The 12,699-nt window shown below is 39.2% G+C and carries 10 protein-coding genes and 1 pseudogene; 10 read left to right on the forward strand and 1 reads right to left on the reverse strand.

All coding sequences use genetic code 11. The features are described from left to right. Positions 1 to 203: 203 nt before the first annotated feature. On the reverse strand, positions 204 to 3,098 hold the full coding sequence (rapA, locus tag CWB60_RS00240) for an RNA polymerase-associated protein RapA (RefSeq protein WP_138577976.1): 2,895 nt from the start codon (positions 3,096 to 3,098) through the stop codon (positions 204 to 206). Between the two features lie 306 nt (positions 3,099 to 3,404). Between rapA and CWB60_RS00245 the strand changes: the two are divergent. The 10 genes and pseudogenes from CWB60_RS00245 to CWB60_RS00290 all read left to right on the forward strand — a co-directional run. Next, positions 3,405 to 4,268 (forward strand): annotated as a pseudogene (locus CWB60_RS00245) (PIN domain-containing protein); the annotation flags it as partial. Between the two features lie 257 nt (positions 4,269 to 4,525). Next, on the forward strand, positions 4,526 to 5,908 hold the full coding sequence (locus CWB60_RS00250; protein ID WP_029773033.1) for a PhoH family protein: 1,383 nt from the start codon (positions 4,526 to 4,528) through the stop codon (positions 5,906 to 5,908). 192 nt (positions 5,909 to 6,100) lie between these two features. Beyond that, positions 6,101 to 6,463, forward strand: coding sequence for a hypothetical protein (locus tag CWB60_RS00255; RefSeq protein WP_029773034.1), 363 nt, complete (start codon positions 6,101 to 6,103; stop codon positions 6,461 to 6,463). A gap of 207 nt (positions 6,464 to 6,670) precedes the next feature. Next, the gene (locus CWB60_RS00260) at positions 6,671 to 7,708 is read left to right on the forward strand and encodes a hypothetical protein (protein ID WP_008109625.1); all 1,038 of its coding nucleotides are present in this window, start codon (positions 6,671 to 6,673) and stop codon (positions 7,706 to 7,708) included. Next, entirely contained in the window at positions 7,705 to 8,022 is a 318-nt protein-coding gene (locus CWB60_RS00265; RefSeq protein ID WP_008109627.1) for a hypothetical protein, read from the forward strand. Before CWB60_RS00260 ends, CWB60_RS00265 begins: the two co-directional genes overlap by 4 nt. 12 nt (positions 8,023 to 8,034) lie before the next feature. Beyond that, positions 8,035 to 8,382, forward strand: a complete 348-nt coding sequence (locus CWB60_RS00270) for a hypothetical protein (RefSeq protein ID WP_016899198.1) — start codon at positions 8,035 to 8,037, stop codon at positions 8,380 to 8,382. 157 nt (positions 8,383 to 8,539) lie between these two features. After that, a complete protein-coding gene (locus CWB60_RS00275; protein WP_029773128.1) occupies positions 8,540 to 8,911 on the forward strand; it encodes a hypothetical protein in 372 nt (123 codons plus the stop codon). A 107-nt stretch (positions 8,912 to 9,018) separates the two neighbouring features. Beyond that, positions 9,019 to 9,516, forward strand: a complete 498-nt coding sequence (locus tag CWB60_RS00280) for a DUF411 domain-containing protein (RefSeq protein WP_004589252.1) — start codon at positions 9,019 to 9,021, stop codon at positions 9,514 to 9,516. Further along, complete coding sequence (locus CWB60_RS00285; protein ID WP_029773129.1) at positions 9,516 to 10,943, forward strand: TolC family protein; 1,428 nt, start codon at positions 9,516 to 9,518, stop codon at positions 10,941 to 10,943. Before CWB60_RS00280 ends, CWB60_RS00285 begins: the two co-directional genes overlap by 1 nt. Then, a complete protein-coding gene (locus CWB60_RS00290; protein WP_029773130.1) occupies positions 10,943 to 12,685 on the forward strand; it encodes an efflux RND transporter periplasmic adaptor subunit in 1,743 nt (580 codons plus the stop codon). The genes CWB60_RS00285 and CWB60_RS00290 overlap by 1 nt, the downstream gene beginning before the upstream one ends. Positions 12,686 to 12,699: the final 14 nt, after the last annotated feature.

The following is a 12,699-nucleotide window of genomic DNA, read 5'->3' on the forward strand; positions in this document are numbered from 1 at the left end:
TGTGGCTCAGACAGCATTTATTACAGAGTTACAGAAATAGGTATTGAAATAATGGCTTTATTAGGTGGCCAAGATACTGATGAGGAATTGTAGAGGTGAATGTAAAAAGCACGGCCTGTAAACCGTGCTTTTTGAAGTGTAGTTTAGTTATATCTTGATCTAACTAACGGCTGATGGCTATAAACTAAACGCTCAAAAACCCTTTAGTGCGAAACTACGATTAAGCGTATCGCATCAAGTTTTAACTGGGCTTTTTCTATATGCGTTGTCAGCTCGCTGCGCTGCTTATCGAAGAAGGTAATTTCTTCTTGGCGAATATTAGGGTTAATTTGCTTAAGCGCTTCAAGGCGAGCTTGTTCTTCACCTAAGGTGCTTTGCATTTTTTCAAGTGACGCACTGCGTATAACCTCAAGCTGTTGCTGAGCCATCTCTTTTGCAGTGTTGATCATTGGATGAACCGCACCTTGTAAAGCACCCGCTAATTTACTTGCAGTTTGACGACCAACGGCTGAAAGCTGTTGGTTAAAACTATCAAATGCCACGTTTTCGCCGAGGTTATTACTGGCTTTATCAAGTAATATGCGAATAGGCGTTGGCGGTAAAAAGCGACCTACTTGCAGGGCTTTTGGTGCCATAGCTTCGGCTACAAATATTAGCTCAACAAAAAAGGTACCTGGTGGTAATTTTTTGTTTTTAAGCAAAGCTACAGAAGCACTACCAAAGTCATCATCACAAATCATGTCCATCGTGCCTTGCACCATAGGATGATCCCAGCTAATAAAATGTACGTCTTCTTGAGAGAGGGCGGTATCGCGGTCAAATGTAACCGTCATGCCATCTTCTTTTAAGCTAGGGAACGATGCACTTAGCATATGCTCTGTTGGCTTTAAAATAATGGTGTTTTCGCCTTTGTCTTCTTGGCTTACTCCAAATGTGTCGAATACGTTGATCATGTAACTTGGTAACTCAAATTGGTTATCAAGTGCTTCAATTTCTTCAACCAATGAATCGGCAGCGCCTTGGCCAGATGAATGCAGCTCTAATAAACGGTCACGGCCACTTTCCATTTGTTTGCGTAGCACGGCATTTTGCTTGGCTACTTGCTCAAGTAGAGGGTCGAGCTCTTCTTCATCACAATTATGGGCAGCAATGTAATCAAGTAGGTCTTCACTAAATTCTTTATACAATATCTGGCCAGTGGTTGATGTGCTTTCAAATGCATCAAGGCCTTCGTTGTACCAACGCAGTAATACTTCTTGCGCTGTATTTTCAAAATACGGCACATGAATATTGACATCTTTTGTTTGCCCAATACGGTCTAATCGGCCGATACGTTGTTCAAGTAAGTCAGGGTTTAGTGGTAAATCAAATAACACTAAGTGATGCGAAAACTGGAAGTTACGTCCTTCTGAGCCAATCTCTGAACACAACAGTATTTGTGCATTGTCGTATTCATCGGCAAAAAAGGCTGCTGCGCGGTCACGCTCTATAATCGACATGCCCTCGTGGAACACAGATGCTTTTATTGCTTCACGCTCACGCAAAATTTGCTCAAGGCTAATAGCGGTTTCGGCTTTGGCACAAATAAGCAGTACTTTTTCGTGCTTTAGGGTTTTAAGTGTTTCGATTAACCAATCTACACGTGGATCAAATGCGCCCCAGCTGGCACTTTCACCTTCAAACTCTTGAAAGATTTTTTCTGGAAACAGAGCGCGTTGTGCGCTTAGCTCTGCACTTTGTATACCGCTCATGCTGCCAAGTACTGACATTGCTGTTTTATATTGCTTTGGCAGTGCCATTGGGTAAGCATGTAATTTACGGCTAGGGTAGCCATCAATTCCGCTGCGGCTGTTTCTAAACAAAATACGACCTGTGCCGTGGCGATCAAGCAGCATGTTAAGTATTTCTTTACGCGCAGGTAAATCACCTTGCTGAGCTTTTTCAAGCACATCAGTAATATCGGTTTCTTTTAATAACTCAATGAGTGTGGCTTTGGCTGTATCATCAAGGGCTTGTGCTTGCAGTAGCTGATTTGCCGCTTCGGCAACGTCTTTGTAATTAGCTTCTTCTTCTTTGAATACGTCGTAGTCGTAAAATCTATCTGGGTCGAGCAATTGTAAGCGGGCAAAGTGGCTACGGTGACCAAGTTGATCAGGCGTTGCTGTTAATAGAATAAGGCCCGGAATATCTTGGCTAAGCTCAGCCATGCGTTGATATTCGGTGCTCGGCTTACCATTGTTAATGCTTAGGTGGTGCGCTTCATCAACAACTAATAAATCCCAATCAGCAAGTGTTGCTTGTTCAAACCAGCGTTTTTTCTTGGTTAAAAACTCAAGGCTGGTAAGCACTAGCTGCTCGGTATCAAATACGTTTGGCGAGTCTGCAAAGGCTTCGTCGCAGCGCTCTTCATCAAAAATAGAAAAACGTAAATTAAAGCGGCGTAGCATTTCTACTAACCATTGGTGCTGCAGGTTTTCTGGCACCACAATAAGTACACGGCTAGCACGGCCACTAATGATTTGTTGGTGTAATATCATGCCGGCTTCAATGGTTTTACCAAGGCCTACTTCATCTGAGAGCAGTACCCGTGGGGCAAAACGTTTACCTACTTCTTGTGCAATATAAAGCTGATGCGGAATAAGGTTAGCGCGCTGGCCAATTAAGCCTTTAATAGGCGATTGCTGGCGCTCAAATTGGTGTTGCCATGTTTGGTAACGTAAGGTGTAGCGATCAAAGCGATCTACTTGGCCTGCAAATAAACGATCTTGCGGTTTATTAAACTTAATAAAATGATCTAAAAAGGTTTCTTTTAGCTTTGCTTCTTCGCCGGTATCAACGCGAGTACCTACGTAGCAAAGTAGTTCACCTTGCACTTCAATAGACTCTACTTCTAATTCCCATTCTTCAACGCTTTTGATCACATCACCTGGATTAAATGCCACACGGGTAACCGGTGCTTCTGCACTAGAATAAACACGGTTTTCACCACTGGCAGGAAATAAAATGCTGACCTGGCGGCCTTCAATGGCAACTACGGTGCCTAATCCTAAATCTGACTCTGTATCACTGATCCAACGCTGACCTAAGGAAAAATTCATGTATGTCTCGTCTATGAAGAAAAAGGCGGCTATGTTACCTGTTACATAACACCACTGCAAGGCGCTATTTGACTCACTTTTAATTAATTTTATAAGTGCGAATTAATCCCATTAACAGTGCTAACAAATGGCTCTTTTTTAGGTAAATAAAAACTATATCGTGTTTGTAATAAAACGGACTTTTATGACAAATAGACTAAACTTAGATTATGCCTTAGCAATTAAGTATTGCAGGTTTGAATTTAGGCCCGTTTTACTTAGTTATTTTGGTATAGCATAAAAATCATAAAACGTAAGGAAAGTGCTATGGAAAAAGCTTCGAACCTTGAAAGTAAAATGTATGTGCTAGACACCAATGTATTACTCCACGAACCCCTCGCTTATTTGTCTTTCCAAGAACATAACGTTGTCATTCCCATGACTGTTTTAGAAGAGCTTGACCACATTAAAGATAGAAAACACGACGTAAGTCGTGATGCACGAGTGGCTATTCGCGGCTTAGATGAGGTACTAAAAGACGCAACTCCAGAGCAAATGTTGCAGGGTGTTGCACTGCCTAGCAATAAAAAGGCAAATGCCAATTCAACCGGTACGCTCATTATTGTTAATGACCATCTTTTTGCAGATTCTATTTCTGGTTTACCGGGAGATGAAAACGATCACCGTATTATTAACTGCGCCGTGTATTTACAAAAACAGCACAGCGATTCAAAAATTGTATTGGTGACAAAAGATATAAACATGCGCCTTAAGGCAAAAGGTGCTGGCCTTAAATATGTTGAAGATTACCGTACCGACCAATTAATCGATGATATTGCTTTATTAACTAGCGGCTATAAAAAAATAGAGGGCGATTTTTGGCAGCACGTAGGGCAATGCGAAACACAGCAACACGGCCGTGATACGTTTCATTATGTGGCTAAAAACTTAATTCCTGATGTGTTTTGCAATGAGTACATACTTGATGGCAGCGAGCACTTTGCTGCGCGGGTCAAATCTTACGATAACGAGCGTATTAAATTAAAAGATATTAGTGTTGAGCGTTTAATGCATCAGCAAGCGTGGGGCGTAAAGCCTAAAAATATTTACCAAGGTATGGCACTCGACGCCTTGCTTGACCCTAGTATTGAGCTGGTTATTTTAACCGGCCCAGCGGGGTGCGGTAAAACAGGTATTACTGCAAGCTTTTTTTCAATATTTGTGCAGACCTATCTACAGACCTTATTCTTACTGAATAAATTGAGTATTTATAACAGGCTAAGATCTAATCTCTCTAACATGTCATTAAGTGTGACTTAAAGAATAGAACCATTCATCAATAAATATAAATAACGGATTTAACCTGCAAGAGGCACAAACAAAAATAATAAAGCTAAGGTAAATCTAAAATGCTAATTAATGAAAATCGTTCTCAAAGGAGAACTAAAATGAATAATCCAAGTGAAAACAAAAACCCAAGAGTATTGGATACATCGGCACTAGTTCATGATCCAAAGTCACTTCTTGCGTACAGTGAAGACGTATACATCTGTCTAACAGTTCTAGAAGAATTAGATAACTTAAAAGAAAGAACTAACAAATCGGTTAGTGCTGATGCTCGTGTATGTATTCGTATGCTTGAAGATATAATAAATGGGCACAGTGCAGAAGAGATGGAAGCTGGTATTCCACTGCCTTCTACTGAAACAGCTAAACGAGGAAAACTGTTTATTGGAATTGATACCCAGCTCGATATGGCTAAAGAGTTAAAGCACGGTATTGGAAGTGACGCTGACAATAGAATAATTAACTATGCACTGTATCTTCAGAAGGACTTAGATAAAGACGTAATAATTGTTAGCCGTGACATTAATATGCGCTTGAAAGCTCGAACCGTAGGGGTCATGGCAGAAGACGTTGCCGTAGATAATCAAATATCAGATATTGATCTTTTATACACAGGGGTACAAGCCTTTAAAGGAGATCTTTTTGATCGAATTAAATCAGACAAAGACTTCAAGGTTTCAGGAGAAGTTTATACTTTCCCAATAAGTCTATTTAATGATGAAGTTCAGCCAAACATGTATTGGTACGATGAAGCTGGACACATTGGGCGAATTTCAGAAGTAACAGATACTGAGGTATTCACAAAGTTATTGCCTCGTAAACAAGAAAAAGTATGGGGCATTTTGCCTAAAAATCAGCGTCAGGCAGTAGCTTTAAGCCAATTAACAGATCCATATTATGACTTAAATATCATCCTTGGCCCTGCTGGCTCCGGAAAAACTTTTTTAGCAGTTGCTTCGGCGCTGCATCAAGTATTGGAGTTAAAAAAGTACAAAAAAATCGTTGTGGTGCGCTCCAGAGACTTTATGGACGATGATCCGGGGTTTTTACCCGGTGACCTGACAGAGAAATCAATGCCGTTATTAGCAGGTATAACAGATGCGCTTATATCAATGCATTCAGGTGATAACAATGAAGGTAATATTAGTGCAACTGTTGAGCATGTCATAGAGCGTGCCAATATAGAGTTTACTTCTATGGCTTATTTTCGAGGCAGGTCAATTGATGATGCTGTTTTAATTATTGATGAAGCACAAAATATGACCCGTGCTCAAATTAAAGGAATGCTTAGTCGTGGTGGCAAAAATTGTCGCACAATCGTGTTGGGCAACTTAGCCCAGATTGATGATAAGTTTGTAACACCTGCTTCTTCTGGTGCAAGTGCGGCTGTTAATGTGTATCGTCATTATGAAAAAGGCTCAGTGCTAATTTTTGATGAAGTAGAGCGTAGTAGCTTGGCTGAATTCACTGAAAAGAATATGTAGGCATCAAACTACCATTCACATTTCCTTATAATATTGCGACAATAGCCACTGCTTTTTGCAGTGGCTTTTCAGAGAAGCCCGTTCCCACGAAAACAGGACGAAATGGATTTACTCTGAACTAAAAGATTAAATATTCACAAAAACTGAGTGACATAGGTGCGTGGCCTAGCGTTGCCGTTTTTTGGTGTATTGATGTCTTTTAATAAAGAAGACCTGCTAGTAAATATAAAAAGGCAGGCAAAACGATTATCTAAATTATTAACTATTCCCCTTGGACAAGCCCAAGAAGCCCTAGCTATTTGTCTTTACGGCAGTGACAGTTACAGCGATTTACTAGTAAAAATAAAAGCTGAATCCTTTGACAACCCATTGATAGCACTGTCTGCACTCTCACCAAACTCGGAAATATTTTTAGTAAAAATATTAGCTAGCCACCTAGATAGCATTATTGGAAATTTTGAAAAAAAATTTCCCGGCTCCAATATAAATGAAGAGATGGTCGTATCCCTGTTTGGGCTTAGCTTTTCAGAGTTCAAACTCAAAATATCTACCTAAGTTGTACAAATACGTAAGTTGTCATTTTGTTTTTTGGCGATATTATAATATGAAGGCTGAACGGACAGCCTACGCCTACACATGTTTTTCGCCTTGAAAAACGTGAACAGTGAAGCGGAGCATCCGTAAAAATTTGGTTATTTGAACAATAAATAAAGCAATGTGTTGGTAGGCCATTGTTTATTGGAAAGTTGTTTGGAGAACTAAATGATCTCACTTTATCAATTAAAGAATAAGCTCAATAAACAAGCAAAAGAGTTTGCTGAGTTATTAGAGTTTCCTGATCTTTACGCCCAAGGCCTGTGGGCTCGAGGTGTTTATAACTGCCCTTATTTTTCTGATACCCATAAATATCTCTCTGAAGTATTTGAAAAGAAAAAGCTGGACTCAATTCTAAAGCACGATTCCCTGAAATATTTAATGATCAACGAATACGATGATCAAGAAATTATTGAATCGCTTCATAAAGAAATTGAGTCAATGGCAAACCGTATTGAAAGCCTGATGCTGGTAGATATCGAAACATTAGAGTTAGTTTCAGTGATATACCAAGTTTTAGGGTTGCCTGAAAATGCCAAGTTTATTGTAAATACAGGTGCAGACTTCCGCTTAGAGTGGCGACCATACTTTGATGCCTTTGATGATCCGTTGATAGTTCAATATGCAGATTTAAAAGTTCATGGTTGTTATTTCAGGCTAATCGCTTGCAAGTTTCCGTTTGAAAAGCTTTCCTTGGATGACATTAGAAAATACATGTACATCAATCATGTAAACCATAATGGTGAGTTTGAAGGCTGTATTTCTGAAGGAAATACATTTTCTAAGCATGTGCACTGGCTGGTGTTGACACTTGAATTATTCAGTAGCGGCAAAGTAAATAAGGCTCAGTTCAATCCAACAACCTTCAAAATCGAAGGTATGCGCTATTTGGTATATGGCTTCCCATTGATTCCTTCCTTTGTATCTGATTGGCACAAACCTGATTTATGTCTACGAGTCAAAAATCTAGATGGCGATCAGAAGTTCATTGTTCGTATCGAACAGCAAGATCTTGTTTTTTATGCGAGGCGCGTTGATACCAACTTTTTTAACACAATCGATTATGAAAAATACATTTCGTTGTATCAATCTAGTGTTCTGTCACATTTTGATGCTGACAACAATTTGCTTAAAGTTGATGGGGTTAAATATCTAAGTTTTTTTCGTCCTTTTTCTGTAGAAGATATGAAAGGAGTTCAAGCATGAGACCTAGAGTAAAACTAACCAACGCAAAACTTATCTCAATTCAATCTGATACAGAGGAAAAAGTTGAACGGGTGCTTTACGGCACATTTGCTGACGAAAATGAAAATGGTAAAGAAGGAGATGCTTTATTCACGATAAAGGTTTTGGAAATCAATGGTCTAGAAAGTAAGTGCTTTGGTGTTGACTTTTATATCTTAGATGCTGAATCTAAAGAGTTTGATGTAAATGCATTTGAGTTTAATTTAATGCATGAGTGTATGTATTCTCCTAATGAGTTATTAGAGCTGCGAGATATGCTCCCGGCTAGTTATTAGTAAGGGAATACGTTGGATAGAATATATTTAAAGGATGCCTACATAGTATCTGTTTACGACTATAAAGAATTTGAAAAAATATTTCTTGGCGAGTTTTTATCAGGGGGGGTTATTGAAGATGAAACATTCAGGTTTCGGCCATTTCAGCAAATCGTGACTTCAAAGATTGTTAGCAAATCTGCTGATGAAGATAAGTTAGAAATATACACACATAGTGGGAGTTGTTATGTGATTGATGCTGACCATAAGTTAATTGATATTTCATTTGTTGAACTGGTTGTTATGAGAGCAGGAGCTTATTCGGCAGATCGAGTTTTAGAAATGAGAGAGCAACTTAAGTCTCAAAATAAAAGCCATTGAATAGCGAAGATAAGAAGTCTGATGAGATTATTATTTGTCACTTACCTCTTTGAAAAATTTGACGATAATCAAATATTCATAAATGTTTATACAGCATCAATTGACTTAGTCAAAAATTTGCATTAGTATTAGAGATGTATACTTGTAAGAGAATTTTATGTCTAAAGCATTTTCAAAAGTCTTAGTAATGACGCTTATGCTGGTTGCCTTTGTAGGGCAAGCATTTGCGTATTCTGCTATGCCTTGCGAAATGTCATCAGGTTCTCACGAATCACACATGAACATGAACATGAACATGAACATGAACATGGATCATGGTGATATGAATAAAAGCAGTAATGGTCAATCAGAAGATTGTTGTGACGTTGAATGTATTTGTCCTGCAAATGCTTGCTCATCTACGACAGTCCTAAATTCCAGTATTGATTCGACAGATATTCAAATATTCAGTGAATCTGTAGCTGCTCTGCAATCTAAACAACCTCATTCAATTTCCACTTCCCTTTATCGTCCACCAATTTTTGCCTAATACAGGATTAGTGCGTCCAAATTTCTCGCACATGTAATTAATTTTTCTGTTAGTCAATATAGCGTCGTAGCGCTATAGATATTTTCCAGCGATGTCTGGGGGCAAAAATGATCAATAAGTATTTAAAAATAGCAGTAGTAATGCTGCTTTCACCTGCGTTTGCAAACGCCAACGAACATAACCATGCACACAATAACGACGTAACACCTTTGGAGTTAATCGTTTATAAAACCCCTACTTGTGGGTGTTGTAAAAAATGGATAACTCATATTGAAGACAAAGGGATCGTTGCGCATTCCAAAGATTTCCGAAACATCGGCAACATCAAAACTAAGTATGGTATCAAACCTAATTACCGTTCATGCCACACGGCAGTGAGTAGAAATGGATTTGCCTTTGAAGGTCATATACCTGCTAAATTTATTCAGCAGTTCTTATCAGAAGAACATCCCAATGCGATTGGGCTTTCAGTTCCAGCAATGCCAGTTGGCTCTCCCGGTATGGAAGTCGATGACCGCTTTATGCCATACAACGTGTTAATTCTATTTAAAGATGGAACGAGCAAAGTCTATGCAAAAGTTAAGACATACGAGGAGCAATTCTAATGAAATTGAACTCTTCAAACCTTACTTCACTTTCAACTGCATTAATACTCGGCTTATCTGTATTCTCAGCTCAAGCTGAGAAAGTAGTGTCGCTTGAACAAGCTATCACCTTAGCTCAGCAAAATGATCCTTGGCTTCATGGTAGCCGATTGAAACAAAGTGCAGTTGAAAATAGAAGTATTGCTTCAGGTACTTTGCCTGATCCGAAAGTATCGCTAGGGATAATGAATTTACCAACAGATACTTGGGATTTAGATCAGGAAGGAATGACTCAGCTAAAGGTTGGCGTCTCTCAAATGTTTCCGAGAGGCGACAGTCTAGAGATCAAGAAAGACCAGTTACAAATTGAGTCCACGAAATTTCCACTGTTACGAGAGGATCGTAAAGCTAAGTTGAAAAGCCAAGTGTCACAACTTTGGTTAGATGCTTACTTAGCCCAACAAACTATTAAATTGATTGAAGATGATTGGTCTCTCTTTGAGCAGATGGCGGAAGTGGCTAAAGCTAGCTATTCAAACGTTGTTGGTAAAACTAGACAGCAAGATGTTATTCGTGCTCAGTTGGAAATCGTGCAGTTAGATGACAGATTAACTTCGCAAAAGCAGAAACTAGAAACGACAATCGCTCGTCTCAATGAGTGGCTTCATATTTACGATGCGGATCGTTTGAATGAATCATTCAACTTTGACGCGCAACCATTAGAGTTTAGGGTTTCTAAAAAGTTACCTGCAATTACTTTGAATAATCCAACAGTCCTAAAAGCATCTAATTACTCAAGAAATCTATTGGCTCAGGAGCTTTCGAATCACCCAGCCATACTTGCAATTGATATAAAACGCAAAGCTTCAGAAAAAGGTGTTGAATTAGCTAAACAGCAATATGAGCCGCAATGGGGTGTTAATGCTAGTTATGCCTATCGCGACAATATGCCCTCTGGTGATAGCCGAGCTGATTTATTTTCTGTTGGAGTAACGTTTGATTTACCCTTGTTCACCGAGAACAGACAAGATAAGCAAGTTGCAGCTTCTATTGCAGATTCAGAGACTATTAAAACCGAGAAACTATTACTGACAAAGCAAATGATCAGTGTTTTAGAAAAAGAACTAAGACAGCTTAAACGCTTATCAGATAGACAATCTATCTATAAAGAACAACTCCTTAAACAAACTCATGACCAAGCAGAAGCGTCATTGACAGCCTACACAAATGATGATGGCGATTTTGCCGAAGTTGTTCGAGCAAGAATTGCCGAATTAAATACCAGAATATCAGCTTTAAGAATTGATGTTGATGCACTTAAAACAGTTACTCGCATCAACTATTTCTTTGCGCATTCTCAATCTAAATCAAATGCTGAACATAAGCCATTGCACACTTCGCACAAAACTAATCAGCACTTATCCAATAAGCAATTTGGAGAAAAATAATGTCAACGAATACGAAAACAATTATTGCCGTCATTATTGGGGCAGCACTAGGTGCAGGAGCATTGAGCTTATATCAAGGTACTGGCTCAAACAGTAATAGTAATGAAGCAACATCAGGAGAAAAAAAGCCTCTGTATTGGGTTGCACCGATGGATTCTAATTACCGCCGGGACAAGCCCGGTAAGTCGCCTATGGGGATGGATTTAATTCCTGTGTATGAGGAAGGATCATCTGGTGATGACTTTGGCCCCGGAGCAGTAAAAATTGCGCCTCATGTAGTGAATAACCTTGGGGTTCGCACTGCACCTGTTGAACTGAAAAATATGCATACTGAAATCTCAACGGTAGGTTACGTTCAATATGATGAAGATAAGCTAATTCATATCCACCCACGGGTTGATGGCTGGATTGATAAACTTTACATCAAAGCAGCAGGTAACCCTGTAGAGAAAGGGCAGCCTCTTTATACACTATATTCTCCTCAGTTAGTTAATGCTCAGGAAGAGCTGTTAATAGCGTTAAAGCGCAACAATAGTTCTTTAATTTCAGCAGCCAAAGATCGCCTAAAAGCGTTACAGCTTTCAGCAGACTTTGTTCAAAAGCTAGAAAAGACACGAAAGGTTCAGCAAACAATTACCTTTTATTCACCACAAGCAGGTGTTGTCGATGGTTTGAAGGTTAGAGAAGGTTTTTATGTAAAGCCGGGAAACACCTTATTAAGCATTGGCCAGCTAGATCAAGTTTGGGTTGAAGCAGAAGTGTTTGAACGTGACGCAGCCTTAATTAAAAAAGGACTTCCTGTATCAATGACACTGGATTATTTACCCGGTGAGGACTGGGCTGGTGTCGTTGATTATGTTTATCCAACATTGAACAGTAAAACACGCACACTCCGAGTGAGATTGAAATTTGATAACACAGACTATCAATTAAAACCAAATATGTTTGCACAAGTCTCTATTCACGCTAATCAAGCTGATAGCACCATCCTCGTGCCTAAAGAAGCCGTTATTAGAACAGGTAAACAGGACAGAGTAGTACTTGCGTTAGGTGATGGGCAATTTAAATCTATTGAAGTGACTATTGGCCGGGTTGATATCGACAGCATCGAAATATTAGACGGCTTAAATGAAGATGACGTTGTGGTGACATCTGCCCAATTCTTGATTGATTCTGAATCAAGTAAAAGCTCTGACTTTAAACGAATGACTCATGATGAAGTGCCTAACTCTGTTTGGATGCAAGGGGATGTTAATAGTGTTATGGCAGGGCACCGCATGGTTAATATTTCACATGGCCCTGCTGAAGCTTGGGATTGGCCTGAAATGGTTATGGATTTTACTGTGGCTGAAAAAGTCGATATTGACTCATTAAAGTCAGGTCAATCTTTGCACTTTGAAGTGAGCAAAACCGAAGACGGTGGATATGAAATTACTGGAATTCATATCATGAGTGAGCCTGAAGTATCATCAGCAACAGTATCTGGTTTGATCAATGCGATTGATATTGATACACGGATTCTAAATATTAGCAGAGGCCCAATAGAGAAATGGGATAGACCTGCTGCGACGATGGATTTTATCGTCGCGGACAATATAGAAATGGTTGATTTCAATGTCGGTGATAATGTCACTTTCACTTTTGAGGTTAGAGATGACTTAGTTATCACTGACATTTCTCTTGAATCAGATGAACAACACGGCAAGGAAAATAAAGCTGCTGTTGATCATTCTAATCATTAAGTGGGAGAAAAATA

This window comes from Pseudoalteromonas sp. S327 (assembly GCF_005886415.1).
Classification (GTDB): domain Bacteria; phylum Pseudomonadota; class Gammaproteobacteria; order Enterobacterales; family Alteromonadaceae; genus Pseudoalteromonas; species Pseudoalteromonas atlantica.